This window comes from Gracilibacillus halophilus YIM-C55.5 (assembly GCF_000359605.1).
Lineage (GTDB): Bacteria > Bacillota > Bacilli > Bacillales > Amphibacillaceae > Gracilibacillus > Gracilibacillus halophilus.
The window spans coordinates 1-26,142 of the sequence record NZ_APML01000069.1 but is presented as its reverse complement, the minus strand read 5'-3'; the positions used below and the strand labels follow the sequence as shown (position 1 = coordinate 26,142).

20 protein-coding genes, 1 tRNA gene and 2 pseudogenes are annotated in these 26,142 nt (G+C 37.6%); 14 read left to right on the top strand and 9 right to left on the bottom strand.

Going from position 1 to position 26,142, the window contains the following annotated elements:
* On the bottom strand, positions 1-1,075 hold a 1,075-nt coding region (locus J416_RS12960; protein ID WP_003473303.1), incomplete at its 3' end, for an FtsW/RodA/SpoVE family cell cycle protein.
* 205 nt (positions 1,076-1,280) lie between these two features.
* Here J416_RS12960 and mgtE point away from each other — a divergent pair.
* From mgtE to J416_RS12940, 4 genes and pseudogenes are all read left to right on the top strand, one after another.
* Positions 1,281-2,648 carry a magnesium transporter gene (gene mgtE / locus J416_RS12955; RefSeq protein WP_003473301.1) on the top strand — a complete coding sequence of 456 codons (1,368 nt, stop codon included), beginning with the start codon at positions 1,281-1,283 and terminating at the stop codon, positions 2,646-2,648.
* A gap of 15 nt (positions 2,649-2,663) precedes the next feature.
* Positions 2,664-4,510: pseudogene (locus tag J416_RS12950) on the top strand (monovalent cation:proton antiporter family protein).
* A 113-nt stretch (positions 4,511-4,623) separates the two neighbouring features.
* A complete protein-coding gene (gene fabI, locus J416_RS12945) occupies positions 4,624-5,403 on the top strand; it encodes an enoyl-ACP reductase FabI (RefSeq protein ID WP_003473298.1) in 780 nt (259 codons plus the stop codon).
* Positions 5,404-5,475: 72 nt separating this feature from the next.
* Positions 5,476-5,874, top strand: coding sequence for a thiol-disulfide oxidoreductase DCC family protein (locus J416_RS12940; protein ID WP_003473296.1), 399 nt, complete (start codon positions 5,476-5,478; stop codon positions 5,872-5,874).
* A 45-nt stretch (positions 5,875-5,919) separates the two neighbouring features.
* Here the strand turns inward: J416_RS12940 and J416_RS12935 are convergent.
* Positions 5,920-7,448, bottom strand: a pseudogene (locus J416_RS12935) (glycine betaine uptake BCCT transporter).
* 180 nt (positions 7,449-7,628) lie between these two features.
* Complete coding sequence (locus tag J416_RS12930) at positions 7,629-8,084, bottom strand: CotY/CotZ family spore coat protein (protein WP_003473294.1); 456 nt, start codon at positions 8,082-8,084, stop codon at positions 7,629-7,631.
* 175 nt (positions 8,085-8,259) lie between these two features.
* On the opposite strand from J416_RS12930, the gene J416_RS12925 reads away from it, so the two are divergent.
* From J416_RS12925 to J416_RS12910, 4 genes are all read left to right on the top strand, one after another.
* Positions 8,260-8,787 (top strand): CotO family spore coat protein, encoded by a 528-nt coding sequence (locus J416_RS12925; protein ID WP_003473293.1) that lies wholly within the window; start codon positions 8,260-8,262, stop codon positions 8,785-8,787.
* Positions 8,788-8,873: 86 nt separating this feature from the next.
* Entirely contained in the window at positions 8,874-9,140 is a 267-nt protein-coding gene (locus tag J416_RS12920) for a hypothetical protein (protein WP_003473279.1), read from the top strand.
* 384 nt (positions 9,141-9,524) lie between these two features.
* Positions 9,525-11,012 (top strand): BCCT family transporter, encoded by a 1,488-nt coding sequence (locus tag J416_RS12915; RefSeq protein WP_003473278.1) that lies wholly within the window; start codon positions 9,525-9,527, stop codon positions 11,010-11,012.
* A 184-nt stretch (positions 11,013-11,196) separates the two neighbouring features.
* On the top strand, positions 11,197-11,493 hold the full coding sequence (locus J416_RS12910) for a hypothetical protein (protein WP_003473274.1): 297 nt from the start codon (positions 11,197-11,199) through the stop codon (positions 11,491-11,493).
* A 47-nt stretch (positions 11,494-11,540) separates the two neighbouring features.
* Here the strand turns inward: J416_RS12910 and J416_RS12905 are convergent, their stop codons facing one another.
* From J416_RS12905 to J416_RS12895, 3 genes are all read right to left on the bottom strand, one after another.
* Positions 11,541-12,215: a DUF421 domain-containing protein gene (locus J416_RS12905; protein ID WP_003473273.1), complete on the bottom strand. Its 675-nt coding sequence runs from the start codon at positions 12,213-12,215 to the stop codon at positions 11,541-11,543.
* A gap of 120 nt (positions 12,216-12,335) precedes the next feature.
* Positions 12,336-12,761: a GNAT family N-acetyltransferase gene (locus J416_RS12900; protein WP_003473269.1), complete on the bottom strand. Its 426-nt coding sequence runs from the start codon at positions 12,759-12,761 to the stop codon at positions 12,336-12,338.
* Positions 12,762-12,775: 14 nt separating this feature from the next.
* A complete protein-coding gene (locus J416_RS12895; protein ID WP_003473267.1) occupies positions 12,776-13,483 on the bottom strand; it encodes an alpha/beta hydrolase in 708 nt (235 codons plus the stop codon).
* Between the two features lie 169 nt (positions 13,484-13,652).
* Here J416_RS12895 and J416_RS12890 point away from each other — a divergent pair, with 169 nt between their 5' ends.
* Positions 13,653-14,333, top strand: a complete 681-nt coding sequence (locus tag J416_RS12890) for a DUF3298 and DUF4163 domain-containing protein (RefSeq protein WP_003473264.1) — start codon at positions 13,653-13,655, stop codon at positions 14,331-14,333.
* 15 nt (positions 14,334-14,348) lie between these two features.
* On the opposite strand, the gene J416_RS12885 is transcribed toward J416_RS12890, so the two are convergent.
* The gene (locus J416_RS12885; protein ID WP_003473262.1) at positions 14,349-14,933 is read right to left on the bottom strand and encodes a cell wall hydrolase; all 585 of its coding nucleotides are present in this window, start codon (positions 14,931-14,933) and stop codon (positions 14,349-14,351) included.
* A 304-nt stretch (positions 14,934-15,237) separates the two neighbouring features.
* Between J416_RS12885 and J416_RS12880 the strand changes: the two genes are divergently transcribed.
* Together J416_RS12880 and J416_RS12875 are read left to right on the top strand one after the other, a co-directional pair.
* Positions 15,238-15,309: transfer RNA gene (locus J416_RS12880), tRNA-Val, on the top strand.
* 102 nt (positions 15,310-15,411) lie between these two features.
* On the top strand, positions 15,412-16,509 hold the full coding sequence (locus J416_RS12875; RefSeq protein ID WP_003473260.1) for a PQQ-dependent sugar dehydrogenase: 1,098 nt from the start codon (positions 15,412-15,414) through the stop codon (positions 16,507-16,509).
* A 10-nt stretch (positions 16,510-16,519) separates the two neighbouring features.
* Here the strand turns inward: J416_RS12875 and J416_RS12870 are convergent, their stop codons facing one another.
* Positions 16,520-17,740 (bottom strand): cation:proton antiporter, encoded by a 1,221-nt coding sequence (locus tag J416_RS12870; RefSeq protein WP_003473258.1) that lies wholly within the window; start codon positions 17,738-17,740, stop codon positions 16,520-16,522.
* 210 nt (positions 17,741-17,950) lie between these two features.
* On the bottom strand, positions 17,951-18,532 hold the full coding sequence (locus tag J416_RS12865) for a TetR/AcrR family transcriptional regulator (RefSeq protein ID WP_003473256.1): 582 nt from the start codon (positions 18,530-18,532) through the stop codon (positions 17,951-17,953).
* A gap of 155 nt (positions 18,533-18,687) precedes the next feature.
* On the opposite strand from J416_RS12865, the gene J416_RS12860 reads away from it, so the two are divergent.
* The 3 genes from J416_RS12860 to J416_RS15185 all read left to right on the top strand — a co-directional run bounded on the left by J416_RS12860 (position 18,688) and on the right by J416_RS15185 (position 26,055).
* Positions 18,688-20,745 (top strand): efflux RND transporter permease subunit, encoded by a 2,058-nt coding sequence (locus J416_RS12860; RefSeq protein WP_003473255.1) that lies wholly within the window; start codon positions 18,688-18,690, stop codon positions 20,743-20,745.
* A 4-nt stretch (positions 20,746-20,749) separates the two neighbouring features.
* Entirely contained in the window at positions 20,750-22,561 is a 1,812-nt protein-coding gene (locus J416_RS12855; RefSeq protein WP_003473253.1) for a coiled-coil domain-containing protein, read from the top strand.
* Positions 22,562-22,929: 368 nt separating this feature from the next.
* The gene (locus J416_RS15185; RefSeq protein WP_003473251.1) at positions 22,930-26,055 is read left to right on the top strand and encodes a rhamnogalacturonan lyase family protein; all 3,126 of its coding nucleotides are present in this window, start codon (positions 22,930-22,932) and stop codon (positions 26,053-26,055) included.
* Positions 26,056-26,142 lie beyond the last annotated feature (87 nt).

The following is a 26,142-nucleotide window of genomic DNA, read 5'->3' as shown; positions in this document are numbered from 1 at the left end:
GTAATCCAGTGATCGGTAGTAATTTTACTAACATGCCAATGTTTTGGAAAATTTGAAAGGTAAACATCCCGATAATACCTGTAATTATATATGAACCGAATGGGTCATTGCATTTCAAGGAAATAAACACCAATCTATAGATTAATAAGAAATAAATCGTAATTAAAATGCTCGTTCCCATGAAACCAAACTGCTGTGCAATCACTGCGATAATTGTATCCGTATGGGATTCTGGTGGGATGACTTCAAAATTTCCTATGCCATTACCGAATAATTGTCCAGAACCAATAGCAAGCATGGATTGTCGTACATGGTATCCACCTTCTTGATTAAATTCTTCTGTATTCAGCCAACCTTGCAGGCGTTCGGTAATGTGGTCTAGCTCTTGATCAGCTAGAAATTGATTGACTTCATGAGGGAATTTTACATACAACACGATCATCGAAACGCAAATAATAACACCTGTTGCGAGTAATGGCAATATAATTCGCCATTGAATGCCGGATACAAATATCATACATACGGTAATGGCGAGTAACACAAGTACACTTCCTAAGTCTGGCTGTCTAGCGATTAACATAATCGGAATACCTGCGATAAAAGCAATTTTAACTAATAAATACAGATCAGACTTCATGGTACGCTCTGTAAACTTTTCATTATGGGCAATCATAATATGTGCCAAAAATAAAATCAGAAACAATTTCATAAATTCGGCTGGTTGAATCGTTCCTATACCAGGGAACTTTATCCAGCCATAGGCTCCGCCTGCATAATGGATGATGGCAGATGGGAAACGGAAAAAAAGTATGAGTAAGCTAACGATGCCTAAGCTATAAAGCAACCAAGAAATTTGCCGAATGCGATCATAGTCAAACAACATGATACCAGCAATACCGATTCCGCCAGCAATGTACCAAATCAATTGTTTGACGATAATACTAGTAGATAAACTATTGTCACTTGCAATAATCGGTTTTAATGTAAACAGAGTAAAGACACTGATAATGCCTAATAATATAATAATAAAAATTAATGTGTAATCGATTTTCGAGTTTGTTTGTTGATCAGCCATAATAAAGAAACCTTTCTACAATCGTAATTTTCTCTATTATCTAGTATAGAGGATGAAGGCGATTTTGAGAAATAAAATTAATAATTATTTTTTAAAATTATGTAAATGGATAGTTGTTTTTCGATGGAATATGTTATTCTTTTAGCATCTCGAATGATGATACAAAGTGATGTTACTCCATAAAAGAGATAAGGGGGCCATTTGGATGGAGCACCTAAACAAACAAGAACGAATGGAAATGTGGGAAACGATTCAACAAGCATTAATCAACGAGCAAATTGACCAATTTCGAGCAGAATTTATCGAACTTCATCCATATGATCAAGCAAAAATTTTCGAAGAACAGACAGAAGATATCCGCTTTCTTATCTATTCATATCTGTCACCAGAGGAAATGGGTGATGTGATTGAGCACGTTGATCGGGATTCTGTAGCCGGTTTTATTACGGAAATGATACCAAGTTTTGCTACAGACATTTTACAGAATATGGCGACAGATGACGCCGTTGATATATTAAATGAACTCGATAAAAACAAAGTAGCTAGTTTTTTAACGTTGATGAAGAAAGATGCCGCAGAAGAAATCAAAGAATTATTACATTATGAAGAAAAAACTGCGGGAAGTATCATGACAACAGAATATGTAGTCATTCATCTAGAGATGACTGTCAAACAAGCGATGCGCCATCTTCGTAAGGAAGCACCTGATGCTGAAACGATTTATTATATTTATGTCGTCGATACAGAAAAGAAATTGGCTGGTGTCATTTCTTTGCGTGATCTTATCATTGCTGAAGGTGATTGGCTGATTCAAGATGTGATGAACGAGCGGGTGGTTTCAGTACCAGTTGGAGGCGATCAAGAAGATATTGCACAAATGATGCGTGGTTACGATTTCTTAGCTTTGCCGGTTGTCGATTTTCAAAATCATCTGTTAGGGATCATTACAGTGGATGATATTATGGATGTTATGGAAGAAGAAGCAAGTGATGACTATTCAAAATTAGCGGGGATTTCTGATGTCGAGAAATTTGGGGATACAGCTTGGTTATCGGCTAAAAAACGTCTGCCATGGCTTGTCATATTGCTTTTTTTAGGCATGGTAACGGCCAATATTATTGGACAATTCGAAGCAACCTTGGATCAAGTAGCGATATTATCGGTTTTTATTCCATTAATTGCTGGTATGGCTGGAAATACAGGGACACAAGCATTGGCGGTAGCTGTTCGCAGTATCTCTGCAGGAGAAATGGAAAAGAAGAAAAAATGGCGTGTGATTGGACAAGAATCATTAACGGGATTCATTACCGGGACGGTTTGTGGTGTGACCATTATGCTACTGATCGCTTTTTGGTATCAAAACGCGGTACTTGGTATTTTAGTAGGCATTTCCATTATGGCGACGTTAATTGTTGCAACGATTGCTGGAACGATTGTCCCCCTTATCATGGATCGTTTACATATCGACCCTGCAGTTGCATCAGGGCCATTTATTACGACATTAAACGATATTATTTCGATCTTAATCTATTTCAGTTTAGCCACAGCTTTTATGAATTTATTGGTAGGGTGAGGAGTGTGTGTATAGATGGAACACGGAGGAGAGTCTGTTAGTTCGTTATTAATTGTGATTATTGCAGCGTTTCTGACGCCAATTTTACTGCACCGGTTTCGTTTGAAAATGATTCCAGTCGTCGTCGCAGAAATTATTGTTGGGATTATCATTGGACGAAGCGGTTTTGATTTGGTGGAACAGAGTAGTTGGTTAGACACCCTATCCACATTAGGGTTTATATTCTTGATGTTTTTAAGTGGTTTAGAAATTGATTTCACCATATTTTCGAGAAAGAAAGAAAAGAAACCATCGCAAAAGAATATGCCGAATCCGGTATGGATCGCGACATTCGTCTTTCTCGGTATTTTTCTATTATCATTTGGGTTATCCTATGTATTCGTACTCTTCAACTTCATTGATAATGTCTATTTAATGACTTTGATTATCTCTACGATTTCCTTAGGTGTCGTTGTGTCGACATTGAAAGAAGCGCAAGCGATGCAAACAACGATCGGTCAAACGATTCTATTAATTGCTGTTATCGCTGATTTAACAACAATGATTTTATTGGCTGTGTTTGTCTCCTTTTATGGTGAGGATTCAGGCAATATGTGGCTTCTGCTTCTATTGTTTGCTGCTGGTGTATTATTATACTTTATCGGTAAATATTTTCGGAATTTATCCTTTAGTGAAAGCATGTCTAAAGGAACGATTCAAATTGGCACAAGAGCTGTATTCACATTGATTATTTTCCTTGTTGCCTTGTCAGAATCAGTTGGTGCTGAAAATATATTAGGAGCGTTTCTAGCAGGTGCTTTAGTATCATTATTAACACCTAATCAAGATTTGGTTCAAAAATTGGATAGTTTCGGATATGGGTTTTTAATTCCCATCTTCTTTGTCATGGTTGGTGTTGAATTAGACATTTGGGCACTATTTAATAAACCTAAAGTGTTATTGTTAATCCCATTACTTTTAATTGCTTTATTATTGTCGAAAATGATTCCCGTTTTTCTACTTCGTAAATGGTATGCTACAAACACGGTATTCGCTGCGAGTATGTTACTGACTTCGACTTTATCATTAGTCATTGCTGCTGCTACCATTGGCGAGAGAATAGGTGTGATCAACAGTGACATGCATGGTGCTTTAGTGTTAGTTGCGGTGATTTCTTGTATTATTACGCCGGCACTATTTAAGAAGTTGTATGTGAAAACAGAAGAAGAGGAGCGCCAGCAGACGGTAGCTTTCATTGGTACGAATAAAGCAACATTACCTGTCGTGCGAGAATTAGATAGTCAAGAATACCAAGCACATTTATATCATACGAAACAGGAGAAGATTGATGCAAAATGGAATCATTCTGCATTTGAAATTATTGAACTGACTGATTATCAAATGGATACGTTACAAGATGCATGTGTGTTCGATCATGACATTGTTGTTGTTACGACCGGAAATGAAGAGAAAAATGAGGAGATTGCCACTTTTGCTAAGCAAGCAGGTGTTGAACGTGTGATTGCTCGGACAGAAATTTCAACCATCGAAAAACGACTCAAAGAAATAGACGTAAATGTATATTCAGAATTGTTATCAGCCAAGACATTGCTAAAAGCACTGATTGAAGCTCCGCATGTAGTTGATATTTTAACGGAACAAGATAGTATGCTGTACGAAATTCAGATGAATAACACGATCTATGAAGGGGTAAGAATAAGAGAGTTTCCTTTCACAGGTGATGTAATCATGGTACGCATTTTCCGAGGAATGATTCGATTGTTCCTCACGGTGATACAGAATTGTTGTATGGCGATCGGCTAATTGTCACAGGCTCACAAGACTATGTCGATGAGTTACAACTACTTTTAGAATATGTCTAGTAGGGTTAGAATTATTTGAGTTTCAGTGATGAATAAGATATGATAGTATCAGGTACTAATAACAAGTATAAATTATTAAATAATGAAGACTTTACCTGTAGGAGGGAAATCGAATGAATTTTTCATTAGAAGGACGAACCTATGTTGTTATGGGGGTCGCCAATAAACGAAGCATTGCCTGGGGGATTGCTCGCTCCTTACATCATGCGGGTGCTCGCTTAATCTTCACGTATGCCAATGAACGTTTTGAGAAGCCAGTAAAAGACTTGGCAGCAACTTTAGAAGGCCAAGATGCATTGTTTTATGAATGCGATGTGACCGACGATGAAGCAGTGAAAAAAACATTCACTGATATTAAAAATGATGTAGGAACGATTCATGGGCTTGCACACTGCATCGCTTTTGCCAAGAAGGAAGACCTTCAAGGGGAATTTGTTGATACGAGCCGTGACGGATTTTTAACCGCACAAAATATTAGTTCTTATTCACTAGTAACTGTGGCTCGTGAAGCAGCACCACTGATGACTGAAGGTGGCGGTATCGTTACAATGACATATTTAGGTGGCGAACGCGTCGTGCAAAATTATAATGTGATGGGTGTAGCGAAGGCGAGTCTTGACGCTACGATGCGTTATTTAGCGAATGATTTAGGAAAAGAAAGCATTCGTGTCAATGCGATTTCTGCTGGTCCGATTCGTACATTGTCGGCAAAAGGTGTCGGTGACTTCAATTCTATCCTACAAAAAATTGAAGCCGATGCACCACTTCGTCGTACAGTGACACAAGAAGAAGTCGGAGATACGGCTTACTACTTATTAAGTGATTTATCACGTGGTGTTACCGGTGAAATCATTCATGTCGATTCTGGCTATAATATTTTAGGATTAACATAAAAAAGCTTACAGTCGCTCTTATTCTAGGGCGACTTTTTTATGTGATATAATGGGTACAAGAGGTGATGGTTGATGAGGTATATTGTATTATTTGATGGTGAGTGTAATGTTTGTGATCGCAGTGTACAGTTCATTATGCAACGTGATCCTAATTATTTGTTTCAATTTGCTTCATTACAGAGTGAAGTAGGAAGATCTTTGCTTCGTCAGTACCATGTCCCTTATGAAGTTGATAGCATTGTTTTATTAACGATTGATCAGTATTATTTGAGATCAACAGCAGCATTACGCATTGCCAAACAATTAAAAGGACCCATTCGTTTGGTGAGCGTTCTCCGATTTGTGCCAAGGCCCATTCGTGATTATTGTTATCAACTTTTTGCCAACTATCGTTATCGCTTTTTCGGTAAAAAACAAGCTTGCATGATTCCTAAGCCAGAAGATAAACAACGTTTTATAGATATAAAATAATAAAAACCCCCCTGATTCGGTTAGAAGTCAGGGGGGTTTGATTTGTTACTCTCGTTTGCGACGTTTTAATGAGTAATTTCTGCCTTCTTCTTTAAATGCTCGGAAAATTGAAATCGTGACCATGATCAAAATAATCGCAAATGGAAAGGCGGCAATAATTGAGGCGGTTTGTAATGCTTTCAGTCCACCTTGCCATAATAGAACAGCAGCAGTTGCCGATTGAACAATACCCCAAGCGACACGGACTAATAAATTTGGGTTAAGATTTCCATTTGTCGTCTGCATACCTAAAACAAAGGTTGCTGAGTCTGCTGATGTGATAAAGAACGTACTAATAAGCAATATGGCTAAAGCAGACATGAAAAACGACAGTGGAAATTGTTCAAAGACAGCAAATAAGACAGATTCTGAACCAGCTTGATCGATGACACCGTATATATCGACATTTTGATTCAAGTCTAAGTCTATCGCAGATCCACCGAATACGCTAAACCATAAACCGCCAAAGAGCATAGGTACCAACAATACACCGATCACGAATTCGCGTACGGTTCGGCCTCTGGATACACGAGCGATAAACATCCCGACAAATGGTGCCCATGCAATCCACCAAGCCCAATAGAAAATGGTCCAGTCTTGTAACCAAGTTGCGTTTTCTTCGTTAAATGGTGCCATCCGAAAACTCATTTCCGGTAATTTTGAAATATACGAACCTAACGTAGTGTGAAGAAATTCATGATAAAATTCGTTGGACCGGTAAATAAGAGAAAAAACATTAGTAAGATAGCAACGACGATATTCGCTGTACTTAAGTATTTAATCCCTTTATTTAAACCAGTGACTGCAGATGACATAAATAATACAGTAACGATTGCGATGATAACCATCTGTGTCGTTTTAGTGTTTGTAATATCGCTAATAAAAGCAAGACCACTTGAGATTTGCTGTGCACCAAGCCCTAATGATGTAGCTACACCAAAAATAGTAGCAAATACAGCGATCACATCGATAAGTGTACCATAACCGTTTTCCATTTTCTTACCATATAATGGTTTTAACGTACTGCTGATAAGACCTGGTTCTTCTTTTCGGAATTGGAAATATGCCAATGCTAACGCAAGTGTTGCATATACAGCCCATGGATGCAGCCCCCAATGGAAAAAGCTATATTGCATAGCAATTCGTGCTGCTTCGCTATCTGATCCCGTTGAGTAAGGTGGGGAATGCAAATGAGAAATCGGTTCAGCTGCCCCCCAAAAGACAAGACCAATCCCCATACCAGCGCTAAATAACATACCGAACCATGTTAAATAATTGTATTCAGGTTTGTCACCGTCTTTTCCTAAAACGATATTCCCATACTTTGAGAAAATGAGATATAATGCAAAGATAAGAAATGTGGTAGTAACTAATAAATAAAACCAACCGAAACGCGTGACAAGAAATCCTTGTACTGCAGTGGTAACTGTATCTAAGTTCCATTCTGGTAATGCATCTTCCGATATAAGTCCCCAAATAATGAATATCACTGAAATGGCTAGAGAAATAAAAAAGACTCGTGTGACTTGTTTCATCTGTTTCATCCTTTCGTTGTAACTTCTTGTAAGTATACTGTCATATAAACTGGTATGTTGGCACATTATACCTTTACCCGATCTGAAGAAATTCATGCATTTTTTAAGCACACAAATAGTATTAAAACAAAAAAAAGCTCATTCATCAAATGATGAATGAGCTTTTTTCCTAATTTTCTATTAAAGAACGGATACTGCTGGAAGGCAAGTGATCGCACAGAAGCAAGTCAAATCAACGGTAATACAGATGCCAGTACGTTCTAAGTCCTCAACATCTTCACCATCTAATTGTTCACAAGGATCATCACCTGGCGTTGGATCGTCATCGAATACTAACAATTCGACTACCGCACAGCAATCATCTACTTCACTTACACGGAAGATGAAGCTTTCGACACATTGAAATTCTGGACGACCATTATTTTCGATATCAACACCGATACCTTTGAATGGCTTTCCTTTCTTATCGAAAAGCATAAATGGAACAGTATCAAGGCCTTGACCTGATCCTGGAGAAACTAAACTTTGGATCGAGCGATTACAGCTAATATCACAATTTTGATCTAAGACATCATCTTGTGCATCAGCAATTGCTTCAACTACTTCGCATACGCATTCGTTTGATGTTGAACCCATATTTTCCCACTCCTTGAGTAAAAGATTTCTTTAACAATAATAATGTATGACGAAGTAAAAAAAGCGTATAGACTAATGCCACGGTTTTTTGAACTGATTGATGATTCTTTTGATCACAATGGATGGGCTTTTTTCATATACTTACATTATCAGTAAGGATTGAGGAGGAATAGTTGTGAAGAGAAAACGTACACATATACCACGAGTTTATGTTGATCAACCCCACTTTATTGAACCGAATCCTGCCATGCAATATGTTTATCGAACAAAGAAACGATCAAAAGCAACGAATCTAGAGTCGACTGACAATAACGATCCAGAAAAAAAGAAACGTCAAAAGACAAAGAGAGAGAATGGAGAAGAACGCCAAATGGTACATGAGGATTTAGACGCTAATGAAACCATTGGAGAAGACAGCGACCAACAAGAGGATCATCTTCATGCGGGAGATGATGAAAAGGAAATGATGAAGGTTAAGAAGCGTTTTAAAGATATGACGCTAGAAGAGAAAGTGATTCATTTTGCGAACAAACCATTTCATGTCCCGAAAGCGAAGTGTCATATTATAACTGAACAGAAAGGTTATTTTGGTTACATCGATGACTATCAAGACGATATGGTGATCATTAAGTTAGTCAATCGAGCTCGTCCGATTTCGATACCGTTTGAACAAATTGAAGAAATTAAACTCATTGGTTTCTAATTATAGGGAAGTAACCATTTTTTTTAGCAAAGCATAATATATATTGTTCTAAGCACAATGATTGTTAGAAAGAGGGAGTGAAAATAGTGTCGGAAAAGAAAAAAGTGATCTATGTGAATGATTTAGTGATTAAAGCAGATCATGTCCGTGTAGAACCGACTCGTCGTCCGGATCCATTTTTTGGCCCTGTACGAGACAATCGACGGGATGATTATCGTGAACAGGATGATGCAGTATTTGGTGAAGAAGATGAAAAGGATCATCATGAGGACGATAAGAAAGATGATGATTGGGATGAAAATGACGACGACGAAGACAAAAGAGAAAATCGAGATCCATTTTCTTGGATTTAATCGTATGCTGAATCTGTGAAGTAATCATCGCATGTAATGGTTGCTTCACAGATTTATTTTTTATGGTTTTATGATCTTTGAACTTATTTGCGTCAAAGATAAGCAGTGAAAACGATGATTTGCATGAAAAATGAATATATGGGGCAAATAAGGATATGAATCGAATCTACAAATAATTTATCCCGCAAACAGATCACTAAGTGGAAGCTGTTTGCATCAAAAATCAAGCGAACAAGGAATCGCAGAGTCAGAAGGAAAGGTTTTCCCAGTAATTCGCAATTCGCACATAGAAGATGTTCTGACGAGTTTTATTAAAAATGATTTAACACAGCCTAAAGATATGGTATGATTTATTGCGTTCGTATTCGTTATAGGAGGTATACTTTGTTTAATAAGAAAAATATTGTTCTACAAATTTCTGTCATCATTAGTATTTTATTTGTCATTATTGGGGTTGTGTTTAACGATTGGTTAGGTCAAAAAGCTAATTCTTTTCTAGACTTTGCCGTGACTTATTTTAATTGGTTTTATCTTGTCATTGGTGCATTTTTTGTCGTTCTTTGTCTATATTTTATGTTTTCAAAATATGGAAACATTCGGTTAGGTAAGGACGCGGATCAGCCAGCTCACAGTACGCTCTCATGGATTACGATGCTTTTTAGTGCAGGAATGGGTGTCGGTTTAGTTTTTTGGGGTGTCACTGAACCTGTCATGCATTATACGACACCGCCGTATGGTGAGGGATCGACGGCAGAAGCGGCGAGTCTTGCGATGAAATTCACTTTTTTCCATTGGGGATTGCACCCATGGGCTCTTTATGCGTTAGTTGCCTTAGGACTTGCCTATTTTCAGTTTAGAAAGAAGATGCCTGGTACCATGAGTTCGATTTTTTATCCGTTGTTAGGTGATAAAATTTATGGACCCTTTGGTAAAACGATAGATATACTGGCTGTATTTATTACAGCTGTAGGAGTGGCAAGTACATTTGGATTAAGTACACTACAAATTACGAGTGGTTTGAATTCGCAATGGGGAGTACCGAATACTTTAATCGTTCAACTCTTCGTCATAGGGATTGCTACCGTATTATTTATTATTTCCTCGTGGTCCGGTTTAAATCGAGGGATCAAATACTTATCTAATTTTAATATGTTCCTTTTTTTCACTGTGATCTTTTTTGTCCTTTTTACTGGTCCAACGAAACAAGTGCTCGAAGTGTTTATTAGCTCTACTGGCAGTTATCTTGGTGACATTTTGCCTATGAGTCTTCGAATGGAGCCCTATAATAGTGACGCGAATAGCTGGATCGGTTCATGGACCGTCTTTTATTGGGCTTGGTGGACCACATGGGCACCTTTTGTCGGTTCTTTCATTGCCAGAATTTCTAAAGGGCGGACGATCAGAGAATTCATTATCGGTGTATTATTTGTCCCTTCTTTGATATCTTTTCTATGGTTTTCTGTTCTCGGTGGCAGTGCCATCCATCTGATACATGATCTAGGGAATACTGCTTTAGGACAGACGATCAACGATGATGTGAATACAGCTCTATTTGCCTTTTTACATCATATTCCACTTGGATCTGTTATTAGCATTTTATCAATGATTCTTATTTTTTCTTACTTTGTGACTTCAGCTGACTCGGCGACTTTTGTATTAGGTATGCTAAGTAGTGAAGGAAATTTAAATCCTTCTAATCAACTGAAAATATTGTGGGGGATCATTACTGCAGGTTCTGCAACTGTATTTCTATTAGCTGGTGGATTGGATGCAGTTAAAACGATATCGATTGTTGTGGCAACACCATTCACGATTGTATTACTCTTTATTTGTGTTGCAACACTTAAAGAAATGAAAAAAGAAAATAAGTAGCGGAAAAGAAAAATCACTCTGAACGGTCAACACGTTTAGGGTGATTTTTTGGCTAGTAAGACGCGGGATTTCGGATCAGTTTCCAAGCTTTGACGACTTATATTTAGAAAGCGGTCACAAAACATGATTACTATAGCGAAAATATGGGTAATGATAAGTAAGAGGATAAAAGGAGGGTGGTCGAATGGGTTATATTATGCCAGTTGAAAATTATCAATATCATCAGTACCAGAATAGGGTGAATACGCAGGAACATGACCCAATGCCAATCGAACGCCTCTATCCGATCCAATTCAGTATGCAGTATAATAGACAAAAAACTGAAGAACGCCAACAAAGGCAATATTCACCTGATCATGGTAACCAAACAATCGGTAAAAAAAGAACAGACAATCGCGCGCAGTATAAGCCGAATCATCAAAGGGAAGCCGTATACGCCGAAGTCACCGGAAAAGGAGGACAATTTCAAGCAGAAGTTTGATGTCGGGATGGAATCTTCATTTCATCCCGCCTCACTTAGTAATAAGATTAATAACTCTGAATATATACGCCTTCTTCCTTTGCGTATTCTGCATAAAACACTTCTTTTTCTGTGTAAACCTCTTGTTTTTTCAGCTCGTCACGTAACCAATTTTCATCGCGTCCGATTTCTCGTAAATTGTCATAAATAATCTCGCCATCATTAATTAACATAAAAGGCAACATGATTTGTTCAATGGGTAAATTCAGATCTTTACGTATCGGCATTTGATAATTGGATTTTTTCAAGACAGATACGGTACCATCCGTTTCTAAAATAGCATAGTCTACTTCTTTGATTGAAAATACATCTTTTGATCGGAGCAAGTGCAATAATTGATTCATGTCTAACTTGGCTTTTTTCATCTCTTGTTTGGATACTTTGCCTTTATGAATCACGATTGACGGTTTTCCTTCAAAGATATTACGTGTTTGCTTGAATTTCTGTGTAAGGATTTCGGTTATGTATAAAAGGATCCCCCAAAGAACAATGGCAAATGCAATCGCACCGAGCCCCACTTGATCATCATAAAGGCCATTTCCGACCAATTCTCCAAGGATTAAAGCGGAAATAAAATCAAATGCTGTCAGTTGTTTTATTTGGGTTTTTCCCAATAGTTTCGTTAAAACGAATAATGCGATAAAACCAAATAGCGTTTCAATAAAAATGGAACCGTAATTCATTATTTTCCCCTGCCTTTTTACCTATCATTTCTTTTACCATGATAGACAAAAAGGAAACGATTCATACGTAAAAGTATGAGTTTAAACGAAGAAGAAGCAATAACGAAAAGATAGTGAACATTACAGCGATTTTGTCATCGTGACATGCGGTATCCCAGCATCCATAAACACGTCTGATGATGTTTTTTCATAACCGAGTGACTGATAAAACTCTTCTGCTTGTGTTTGCGCATGTAATTTGGACGTACTGGCTCCCTTTTGTTTAGCGGTTTCTTCCATAAATAACAGTAGATCTTTACCATATCCATTTCCCCGATGGTCTTTGAGAATACAAATCCTTTCTAGCTTGGCGTAACTGTTAATCAGACGCATGCGACTAGCAGCAATGGCTCTGTCGTTTGTATAGCCGACGAAATGTATCGCTTCTTCCTCATAACGATCGATTTCTTCTTCTTCGGGCACATTTTGTTCGTTCACAAATACTTCGTACCGTACGTCAAAAGCATCTTGTTGTTGCTTTTCATTGTTTACAACATAAATATCCATAACAAAGACTCCTTTCATGACTTCAACATTGATATAAGTAGTTGACGCAAATCTTTTTGCCAATATTTCCACGTGTGATTCCCTTCAAACTCATGATACGTATAGGAAGATAGTTTTCCCTGTAACGTCTGATGTAACGTGCGATTAGGGGATAAAAAGTCTGAAGTGTCTCCGGTTGTTGTATGTACAGCTGTTTCTTCCGTTCCTATCGTATGATAAACCTCGATACTTTTAAACGATTCGGCTTGTTTGGCTCTTTCTAGTACCGTATCCGTAACAAGGGGGGATTGCATTAAAATTTTACCAAAACTACTTGGAAATTGACTCGCAACCATAAACGCAAGTGTACCAGCTAATGAATCACCGATTAACACACGATTTGTAGCTATAGGCTGAAGATATAGCTTATCCTCGATCGCTGGAATCGCTTCTTTTACTAAAAAATCAATATACGATTGGTTTTGCTTACCTTCGGGGTGATATTTTTCTCTTCGGTCATACTTGTCCTTATAGTGAATACCGACAAAAATGGTTGGCTCGATGGCTAGTTCTGAATGTAATTCGTCACTTAATGTTGCGATACGCCCCATTCGAAAGTAATCATCGCCATCTTGCATGATACACAGCTGATAATCTTGAAACGGATGAAATCCTTCAGGCAAATACCATTTCAGGGTGATCGCTTCTTGTAAAAAACGACTATTTATTTGCGTATCTTCCATTTTTCCTTTTCGTCCGATAACTATGCATCCTTTCTACTATTTGTATGAAAAAATTTTAACATAAATTGTTCAAAATAGAAGTAAAAAGCGTTGGTAAAGATGTTGTATGAATTCGTTCGATTTGCACATGCTAAAGATAACTCGAGTTGTTAAAGGATGGGTTGATGATATGAAACGTAATCAAATGAAGAGTGGTGTCATTATTTTCATTACAGTAATGATAGCGAGTTTGTTTAGTTCTATGGTATTGGCAAGCGAAAAATCCCAAAAAACTGCAACAGTTGAACCTCATGATTTCAAAGACATTGAAGAGCTGAAGTATCCACAAGTGAGTGATATGGAAGAAAATATTATGGAAGAGAAAATCAATCAAGCGTTTGATAAGTATATCAGAGACTCTTATAAGGAATATAAAGATAATATAAAAATGGCAGATGAATATGACTTTGTACCTGATTATCAGACTGATTATGAAGTAAAATATAATCAATTCCCCTATCTAAGCATTTTAACGAGTAATTATATCTTTAGTGGTGGTGCTCATGGAAATACAACCGTTCGATCATTCAATTTTGATGCTTCAAATGGAACATGGTTGAGTCTAACAGATATTTTGCAAGATGAAGAGCAATTGAAAGCGGTTCGAGATTATGTGTGGGAATATGCGATTGAGCGTCCCGATATATTTTATCCGGATTTAAAAAAGGAAGACGTGAAATTAAATGCAAATACTGCTTTTTATTTTACAGGTGAAGGAATCACATTAGTGTTTCAGCGTTATGAAATTGCTCCGTATGTTTCGGGGAATCAAGAAATTCCAATTCCAGAAGATATTTATGAAGAAGCCTAATGAGGGGCTTCTTCATTACTTAGCAAATCGATGATTACCGATGACAGTTGTTGTTTCCCGATCAAAAATCCAACTACTTACAGCAGTATCTGGGTTGTAGAAAAATAATGAGCCTTTTCCTTGTCCACGAAATGCAATGGCTTCTTGAACGGCTTGCTTCGATTCTGCATTTGCCGATTGATGGATCGAACCATTTTGTACAGGACTGAATGCATAAGATCCATTACGATATGTTTCATAGATTACGGAACGAACCGTATTTGGAAAGTCGGGATGATCCACTCGGTTTAAAATAACGGTAGCTACAGCTACTTTTCCAGCGTATGGTTCACCTTTTGCTTCTGCATGAACAAGGCGTGCCATTAATTGCTGGTCTGATGAAGAAATCGCCTGAGGAATCGTTATTTCTTCTCCTGGATAAATCAATGAATGATGCTGGTTATTTATATCTTGTAATTCATGAAGTGAAACTCCATGTTGTTGTGCGATTGACCATAATGAATCCCCACTTTTAACGGTGTAAGCATGAGAAATTGTCGAAAAACTAATAAAGCTAACAACTAGTAAGCTACTAATTGCCAACCATTTTATCATACGCATTGGATTACCCCTTTCTTTATCTTTTTCAATTTATAGCGTAGCATTTGTCATATGGCTGTACATTAACAAACTATTTCCAATTGAGAGAACTGCAGGCTGATGGGGGACAGAAGTTTTTGCCAAGATGAAAGTAAAAACAAGGATTGGTTTTATCATAAAAATTATCTATTTTAATGACAAATGACATCGAATTATAATGATTAGGAAAGGACATATTTTTCGAAAAAATATTCAAAATGAATTGACAAATCGATTATTTTTTTCTATATTAATACATGCAACTTAAAATATGAAATGTATGAATGGGCGATTAGTTCAGCGGGAGAACGCTTGGTCGACAACCAAGAGGTCACTGGTTCGATCCCAGTATCGCCCACTCCAAAGAGGTACTTCCTAGATGATGGGAAGTACTTTTTTTAGTATAATATGTTCATATATAGTCAAATCTCTTAGTATCGTTTAAAAGGGTGATTATATGATGAAAAAAGGAATGATTTGTGTATTTGTCATGTTATTGTCAGTTAGTTGTAGTTCCAACCAACAACCACATTTATCGGAAGAACAATCAGGAGTAAAAAGAGAAGTTCAAGATAAGGAAAATGACGATCATTTATCATCTGATAGTGATCCAGAAATTGTAACAGACAATCTAAACGTACCGTGGTCGATTGCAAAAACACAGGATACTTTTTATATAACCGAAAGACCTGGAAGCATTGTAGAGATAACGGATGGGGAACAAGTACGTCAAACAGTAGAGTTAGAGAATGAGGTAGCTACAGCTGCAGAAGCAGGGTTACTTGGATTTGTACTTGATCCGAATTTCTCCAATTCTCATTTGGCTTACGCGTACTATACTTACGAAGAAAATGAATCCCAGTACAACCGCGTGATCACATTACGGTTACAAGACAATGTATGGACGGAAGAAGAAGTTTTAGTTGATCAGCTCCCAAGTGGTGCTTATCACCATGGAGGGCGTTTGAAAATGGGTCCCGATGGTAAATTATATGCTACAACAGGAGATGCGACAGATGAAAATATCGCTCAAGACAAATCTTCTCTTGGAGGAAAAATTTTACGAATGAATGTAGATGGAACGATTCCTAAAGACAATCCACTCTCAGATTCATATGTATATAGCTATGGTCATCGGAACCCACAAGGTTTGACTTGGATCGATGAAAAGTTATATGCCAGTGAACATGGTAATGCAGCCAATGATGAGATTAATCACATTCAACCAGGTAATAATTATGGTTGGCCAATCATTGAAGGGGATGAAGAGCAAGAAGGTATGATCTCGCCATTATTTACATCAGGAAATGATGTTACTTGGGCGCCGTCTGGTATGGATGCCTATGAAAATAACTTATATGTTGCAGGGTTAAGAGGAGAAGCGATCTTTCAATTTACGCCAGAAACAGGCGATGAACAAAAATGGTTGAGCGGATTTGGACGTATACGTGATGTGTTCATTGAGAATGATCAGCTATATTTTATTACAAATAATAGAGATGGACGAGGTTCACCCGATGAAAATGATGATGTTCTTTACCAACTCTCATTAAATTAACACTTACTATTTATTTTCCTAATTTCAATTTCTTAATCAATGGTTTTAGCGTTAGACCTTGAACAATTAATGAAAATAATACGACAGAGAATGTCATCAATAACACTGTATCACGTCCATCGAAGTCTTGTGGAAGACTTAACGCAAGTGCGATCGATAAACTTCCCTTTAGGCCGCCCCAGTTTAGTAACACTCTTTCTTTGCGGCTTAAACGTTTGGACGGCAGTGTACTAATATAAAGCGCAACAATTCGAGCCAAAATCACGACGACAATACTATAAAAAACAATATGCCACTGGCCTGAAAACGAGATGTTCCGAATTTCTAAACCGATCAGTAGGAAGATGATCGAGTTCGCAATTAGCACAATGACGTCCCAAAAGGTATTGATGTTTGTCTTTGTTTCTTCTGACATCCCAATTTTCGCGCCATAATCGCCAAATACAAATCCTCCAGAGACAACAGCGATTACCCCTGATACGCCAAAATGTTCTGCTATAAAGTAACTGCCAAAAAACAATAATGCGGAGATCGCAATTTCAAAAGGATAATCATCATATAGTCGTATCACTTGCGAGCAAAGGTAGCCTAATAATATTCCTAATAAGGCACCACCAATAGCAAACTTTAAAAACATAAAGCTGCCATTGCCTAAACCAACCCAGCCCATTTCCATATAAGTTAACAAATAAATGCTTGAAATTTTAAAAAGCACAACGGCGATCCCGTCGTTAAACAATGACTCGCCTTCCATAATGGTTGATAATTTTTGTGAAACACCAGCTGATTTAAAAATGGAAAGTACACTGATTGGATCTGTTGCACTCATTAAAGCAGCAAAACTAAACGCTACCGCAATGGGCAGATCAACAAGAAAATAAATCGTTGTTCCAATGAGTAAACAAGACAGAAATGTACCACCGAAGGCCATGCCTAATACAGCCCGGCGTTGTTTAAATAATTGGTGAAACGGGAGTTTTAGCGTGGCATCGCCAAGCAAAATCGGGAGAAACAACGAAATAATAATCGATTGAAAGACGCTCGATTGACTAATAAACGATTCGGCTTGGTTTACTAAAGGAAATGGTAATGAAAATATCCCTAAAACGAGTCCCACCAATACGAGTGCGATGGTATCTGGTTGTTTTAATTTTTTCGCGATCCCGACAACCGTTATGGCTATCGCAAGCATTATTAAAATTTGTATAAACGTCTGATTAAATTCATGCATCATTTGTCTCCTATTATAACGATAAGGTTGGTAAGGTTATGTTACGCAAAGAGACCAAAAATTAAACATGAATGGATCGATAAAATAAATCTGTGGTCAAAACTGTGTAGATTACTGTAATCGTAACTGAAAAAATATACTCGCTTGCCTGGGGCTCGATCTTCTCACGTTCGTTTCTGTAGGGACCAATAAAAATAATTCGGGTTAAAGCTATTTAAACCAGCTTGGGTTTATATAAGATAATCCCTGTTTGGTAAATTGATTGATCATTTGTGCCATTTCATAAGGACTTTGATTCATTCCATCTTCTAGCCAATCTTTAATGACATTAATAATTCCACTAATCACAAATGTACTCCAATATTCAGAAGTAGTTTGATCTACAGTCGTATTCGTCAATGTATTCTTAATAATAAATTGACGAGCTACATTCATCACCCGTTTTTCAAATGTTGTATCCGCATGTTTGTTTAAGAGTACACGACAAATGTCTTCTTTGGAGATGATGTATTCTAACAATTTTTGGGTCATTTTAATCGATTCTTCTTCTTTCGTGAAGTTATAATTGCTCAAAAATTGATTCATATCCTCAATGATTTCTTCTTCTATTTTATATAATAAATCATACTGATCATTATAGTGTGCATAAAACGTGGAACGATTAATATCAGCCTTGGCACATATCTCTTTAACAGTAATCGCTGAAAGAGGCTTCACTTCTAATTCCTGGATAAGACTTTCTTTCAAGACCATACGTGTATATTTTTTACGACGATCTAATTTCGCGTTCATTCAATCACCCTTTATGAAGATTTTGTTACAAAACAACAAATTGGACTTATATGTCGGAAAAGTGACGTGAGTTAAGTAACTGTTTGTTGATTAAACAACACCGTGTTTATATAATGATAATGTGAATGAAGGTGAATTGCAAGAAAGGGTGACCGATGATTGATGTATCAACAGGTATTCTAAATAAAAGAAAATGGATCGTAACGGTGTTTCTCATCTTAGCTGTTCTCTGCACCATCGCACAATTTACAGTATCAGTTAATTATAAAATGGCTGATTATTTACCAGATAATGCGGAGTCGATGAAAGCTATGGATGTCATGGAAGAAGAGTTTGATGGTGCTGTTGGCAACACAAGAGTCATGTTAACGGATGTAACAGTCCAAGAAGCTTTAGATTATAAAGAAGAAATCCAAGCGATAGATGGTGTTTCTGACGTCACTTGGTTAGATGATGCCATTGATTTGAAAACACCATTAGAGATGGCAGATTCGGATACCGTGGAGACCTATTACAAAAATGAAAATGCTTTGATTTCGTTTAGTGTTCGAGAAGGCGATGAGGTTGAGGTTACTAATCAAATGTATCGATTGATTGGAGAAGAAAATGCCATGGCAGGTGAGGCATTGGATACAGCAATTTCGCAACAAAAAGCAGGAAAAGAATCGATGTATGCCATGGCGTTGTTAATTCCCATTATTATCATCATTCTCGTTTTATCAACGAACTCATGGATTGAACCGGTATTTTTCCTAACAGCTATTGGTGTATCCGTACTGATTAATTTAGGAACGAATGTTTTCATTGGAGAAATATCGTTTGTAACGCAGTCTGTCGCACCGATTTTACAACTGGCCGTGTCCTTAGATTATGCAATTTTCTTATTACACAGTTTCTCAGATTACCGAAAAACGACTTCTGATCCGAAGGAAGCGATGAAGCTTGCGATGAAACAATCGTTCCCTGCTATTGCTGCAAGTGCTTCAACGACCTTTTTTGGATTCACAGCTCTTACATTTATGGACTTTGAAATTGGAGCAGATTTAGGATTAAATTTGGTGAAAGGAATTGTGTTTAGTTTTATTAGTGTCATGGTATTCTTACCAGCATTAACGTTAACGTTCTACCACTGGATAGACAAAACGCAGCATAAGTCACTCGTACCTCAATTTAAAAATGTTGGAAAACGTGTATTAAAGTTACGTATACCCGCTTTGATTCTCGTATTTTTGTTACTTGTGCCATCATTTTTAGCGCAAAGTAACACGAATTTCATATATGGTGTAGGTGAACATCCAGATTCAACGCGTGCTGGTGAGGACAGTGAGGCTATTGAAGATGCGTTTGGCAAATTTACACCAATGGTCTTGTTAGTACCTAGAGGCGATCCTGGAAAAGAAGAAGAACTCGTACAGGAATTAGAAAACCTCGATCATGTGACGAATGTGTTAGCTTATGTGAATCGGGTCGGTGCTACGATACCAGCAGATTATTTAGAAGAATCAGTAACAGAGCAATTTTATTCTGATGACTACAGTCGTATCATTCTTCATACGGATACAGATGCAGAAGGTGATACCGCATTTTCTTTAATCGAAACTGTAAAAGAGAAAGCCGCTTCTTATTATGGTGACGATTATTATGCGTTAGGTGAAGGTGTCACTTTATATGATATGAAAAATATTGTAGAGCAAGATAACAAAGTGGTAAATATGTTAACAGTGATCACCATTGCACTTGTCCTACTAGTGACATTCCGATCGGTTTCGATCCCAGTGATCTTATTATTAACGATACAGTCTGCAGTGTGGATGAATTTGTCGATCCCATACTTTACGAATTCTTCGCTCGTTTATATTGGTTATTTAATTGTAAGTACAGTGCAACTGGCTGCAACAGTTGATTATGCGATCTTATTTACAGAAGCGTACCGGGAAAAACGCAAAGATATGAAAGCATTAAATGCCATTAAGCAAACGGTGGATGAGAAAATATTCTCTATATTCATTTCTGCATCGATTTTATCTAGTGTGGGATTTATTTTAGCGTGGACATCTACTGACCCTATTGTCGCCTCCATCGGTACATTAATTGGACGAGGAGCCGTTTTAGCTTTTGTCATGGTTGTTATTTTCTTGCCGGCTATGTTACTAGGATTGGATAAAATCATTAAAAAAACGACATGGAAAGCAAACTTTTATAAGGAGAAATGATCATATGAAAATGAAACGAGTATTGTTGTTGCTTCTTGTCAGCATATTACTGATTCCGCCATTTCCGATAAATGCGGCTAATGATGATGCAACGAAAACAGAATCAGATGGTAGTTTCTCTGAAAAGGATGAAGTCGTTTATGCGACATTAAGTCCATCTGGAGAGAAAAATGATATGTATGTCGTCAATAGTTTTCAAGTGAAAGATCAAGGAACAATCATCGATTATGGGAACTATTCGAGTGTGAAAAATTTGACTGATTTAACAGAGATAAATCGGAATGACAACAAAATAGAATTTACAGCAACAGAGGATACGTTTTATTACCAGGGAAATATTCAGGAGCAACCACTTCCTTGGGAGATCGACTTAACGTATAAGCTAGACGGAAAACAAATGTCTCCTGAGCAACTGTTAGGTAATGATGGTCCATTTACATTACAAATGGACACAGCAAAGAATGGCAAAGCAGATGATGTTTTCTTTGAAAATTATATGCTGCAAGTGACATTGACATTGGATGCAGGAAAATATCAAAACATTCAAGCTGGTGATGGAACCGTTGCGAATGCTGGTCAGAACAAACAAGTGACGTATACAGTAATGCCTGGTAAGGAAGAAACACTAACCTTAAAAGCGGATGTTAGTGACTTTGAAATGGAGGCGATTGAAATATCAGCTGTACCAGCATCCATGCCGGTCGAAGATCCTGATACGGATGAGATGACAAATGAAATGAAGTCATTAACCGATGCAACTGAAGAAATTGATAGTGGGGTCAATGACCTCAAGCAAGGAATTGCGGAGTTAAATAATGGTGCACAGAAATTACAAAGTGGTTCTGCAGACTATCAAAGCGGAATAACAGAACTGAATAGCGGCACGAGTGAATTAGTGAATGCTTCCAAACAAATTAATCAGTCTCTAACGGAGATGAATCAATCATTACAAAATAATCATTCGAAAGAAATGAATGTTGACGAACTCAAAAAGATGGCGTCTGGATTACATGAAATCGCCAGCGGCTTACAAGAAACGGCGAATAGCATATCTAATTTAAATGAAAATTATGGTGATGCGTATAGTCAATTGGATCAAGCCATGCAAAAAATCCCTGATTATCAGATTGAAAGCGAGGATATTCAAAAACTACAGCAAACGGATGCTGATCAAGAGGTGATTGATCAGTTAGTGGAAACGTATAAGTCGGCCCGTAAAGCAAAACAGACTTACAATACAGTTACTGATGCGTTTGATGCTGTTGAGTCAACGTTAACTACAGTCGAATCCTCACTTAAAGAAATGGCAACGTCCTTAGAGACGATGGCCAATGAGTTGGGCACCGCATTGGAACAGATGACAATGACTGAATCAATGAATCAATTACAAGAAGGCATTTCGAAATTGTCTTCCAATTATAAAGATTTTCATGCAGGATTAGTTGATTATACAAATGGTGTTTCACAATTATCTAGTTCCTATCAAGAACTTCATAACGGCATTAACGACGTTTCAGATGGTACAGCGGAACTTAATAATGGTGCAGGTGAACTACAACAAGGTACGAGTGAATTAGCCGAATCAACTAGCAATTTACCTGATCAAATGCAAGATGAGATTGATGAAATGATGAATCAGTATGACAAATCAGACTTTGAACCTGTTTCTTTCGTTTCATCAAAAAATAAAAAGATCAATAATGTACAGTTTGTCATCAAAACGCAAAGCATAACAAAAGATGAGGAAGAAAAACAAGAGACACAACAAACAGAAGAAAAAGGATTCTGGGATCGACTATTTGACTTATTTCGCTAAGCAAATACGTTCTAGACAATTTTAGTTGTCAACACCCGCATGTTAGCTGATTTATATCAGTTCACATGCGGGTTATTTTAGAGACCGCTTGTTTGCTTTTTATCACATTTTTGTCTGATTCGTACTTTTTCGCTCCGTCGTCTACGAAATGTCTTACAGTGATGATACTTCTGAATTGATGAGATGCAAAAATGTACAATAGACGGAAAATTTTGCTTCATTTACGATGAGTTTGAAGAAGATGTACCTGCAACTTTCTGTTTTAAAATGTATGCGTTTTCAAAAAAGAAAGGAGGGAAACTCATAGGTTGCAGAAGATCAATTATTCTTCATCTATTCATTCAAACAAATGAAGGAGTGAAATGCTCATGGATGTTCCAAAGCTGTTTGGAAAGACTTTTATCATGCTAACAACGGTTGTGCTCATTTTTTCTCATTTTACTTTTATTTCTTCCGCAGACCAAGAAAACATACCGAACAAAGATGGTTATCAAGGTGTTTACTACACAGACTTTGGTGATTCAGGGAATTTATCAAAAGAAAATTGGGGTTTTTCCACATACGCTGCCTCTCTCTCGACAATTCAAGAAGAAATTGACGGCAATTCATCGTCAAAATTGAAATTTCATATTGAAGATCAATCTGGCGGACGAGTGGCGACAAAGGAATTAGATGAATCCGTAATGGGAGAAGACATTCTAGTTACCTTTGATTGGTATCCTGGAAAAAACAACGATAAGGGAGAACATCCAGAAGAAAATGCAGGAGAGTTTCGCATTGCCGACGGATCGGGAAATACGGTGTTTACCTTAAATAATACAAATCATCGACCATTGACGTTTTTTACAGGGAACAATGATCCACAAGAAACGAATATGACCAATCAAGAGACATGGTATGAAGTAGAAGTGCTTTTTGATTTAATTGACAACCAAATGGAACTGCGCCTAACAGATAAAGAGACAGAGAAGCAAGAGACATATACTTCTTCATTAGACAATGTAAGTTTCGATGGGGCGATTTCGACATTACGTTTAGTAGGTGTACGTACTTCAGGCAATAATCATACTTGGACCACTTATTTAGACAATATTGGTATTTACCATCAACCAATTGATGATCAAACGATTACAAGTGTACAGTCACTACCTTATCACCGAGTGTATGTGAATGAAACTTCTGAAGATATTGCTTCTATTGGTTTACCTGACGAGGTTCCTGTAACACTAGCTGATAATAGCTCGGTTGAAGTATCAGTAGACGAATGGAAAGAAGTTGATAAAGAGTGGAACCCAAACAAACAAGGCGTATATGAATTTGAAGGAACGTTAGAAGAGTCAGAGGCGGTCAATAATCCGTTTCAGCGAACAGCCACCCTTTACGTATATAATCGATTACATCAACCAGAAACCAATCGTCATACCGAATGGCTGGATCGAGGAGCCATTGCTTTACCAACAGAAGAAGGTATGTTTATTTCATGGCGTTTGTTGCAAGATGAATATGAAAAAGATGTCACTTTTAATCTTTATCGAAATGATAAACAATTGAATGATCAGCCGATAACAATGACTAATTTTACGGATGCAAAAGGAACGGTAGATGATATGTATAAAGTAGAAACGATTTTTGAAGGGAAAGTCATTCAAACTAGTACCGTTGCAACCACTGATGAAGATCATTTTTCGATTCCATTGCAGAAACCAAAAGGCGGTACTACACCAACAGGCGATTATACGTATAGTGCCAATGATGCAAGTGTCGGTGATTTAGATGGTGATGGACAATATGAAGTTATTTTGAAATGGCGTCCCTCTAATGCAATGACAGCATTACAGGATGTGATTACAGGTCCGACGATATTTGATGCTTATGAACTGGATGGCACACTTCTTTGGCGAATGAATATGGGGATGAACTTAACCTCAGGCCCACAGTACCATCAGTTTGTTGTCGGTGATATGAATGCTGACGGTAAGAGTGAATTTCTGATTAAAACAGCTGATGCGACAACGGTCTATGGGACAACGGATGGGACGTATGACAGTCAAAAAGTGATTAGTGAAATTGGTAATCCTGAAGATGATGGGAAATGGATAAACGATGGCGGTCATGTCGTAGATGGGCCAGAATATATTTCTGTGTTTGATGGTGAAACAGGGGAAGAAATAGATACAATTGATTACGCATTTCCAGTTGAGAAAGAGGAAGGCGATCAAGGTGCTTCCTGGGGAGATACATTTTATAACCGATCAGACCGCTTCCTATCGGGTCTTGCTTATTTAGATGGAAAGACACCGAGTGCGATTTATGGCAGAGGCTATTATGAACGAACGACATTTGCTGCCTATAGTTTACAGAATGGTGAATTAACTGAAGATTGGACATTTGATACCGATGAACATGATGGTTATGGTGAAGGATTAGGAAATCATAATTTGTCTACCGGTGACGTAGACAATGATGGGTTTGATGAAATTATTGCTGGTTCACTAACTCTTGATCAAGATGGTTCCATTTTATATGCAATGGATGGTGAAATGGGACGTGTCGCTGGTTCCCATGGGGATGCGTTACATGTAGGCGCATTTGATCCTGACAAAGAAGGATTACATGTGTTTGGTGTACGAGAAGCACCAGAAGTCGCATCATTAGAATACCATGATGGAGCTACTGGTGAGACACTACAAGCTTTCTATGCATATAAGGATGCTGGACGTGGAGTCGCAGCCAATATTACGTCTAATCCTGGTTATGAGTTTTGGGGAGCTGGTGGTTTAGAAGTAGAAAATGGTGGCGGTGTTTATAATGTGCAAGGCCCAGTGGAAGCAGATAGTTTTAGAGATATTGGGCTACCTGTTAATTTCACTACGTATTGGGATGGCGATTTATTACATGAGCTTCTTGATCACACGTCGATTACAAAATATGATGAAGATTCAAAAACTGCTAATGTGATTGAAGAATTTGAAGATGTTGTGAGCAATAACGGAACAAAAGCAAATCCGTCATTACAAGCGGATATTTTAGGTGACTGGCGTGAAGAAATTATTTTCCCAACTGAAGACAGCTCTGAACTAAGGTTGTTCAGTACGACGATTCCAACAGAGTATCGCCTGCCGACATTGATGCACGATACGGTTTATCGAATGGGGATTGCATGGCAAAATACGACATACAATCAGCCGCCACATATCGGGTATTATTTAGGAGAGGATATGAGCGACCAAGTGCTAGATGGCGATTTAGATTTTTCTGAAGTGGATTATACACCGAATATCGAAGCGTTACGTCATTTGCTTTCTTTAGAGACAACAAGTAATGATCATAGCATACTACCAAATAAGCTAGATCAAGCTAAGCATCACTTAGAGAAAGGCCGTCCAGAACAAGCGGCTAAGCAGATTGAGGATTTTATTACACATTTACAAAAAAGTGATGACCTCTCCAATGAAATGAAAGAAAAAATCACAACAGATGCATCGGTCTCATAAAAAATTGGATAAAATAATGATTGTAAGGGTCAGGCTATGTGACATGCCTGCCCCTTTTTTGTAGTCTTTGAAAACCCCTGGCTATGC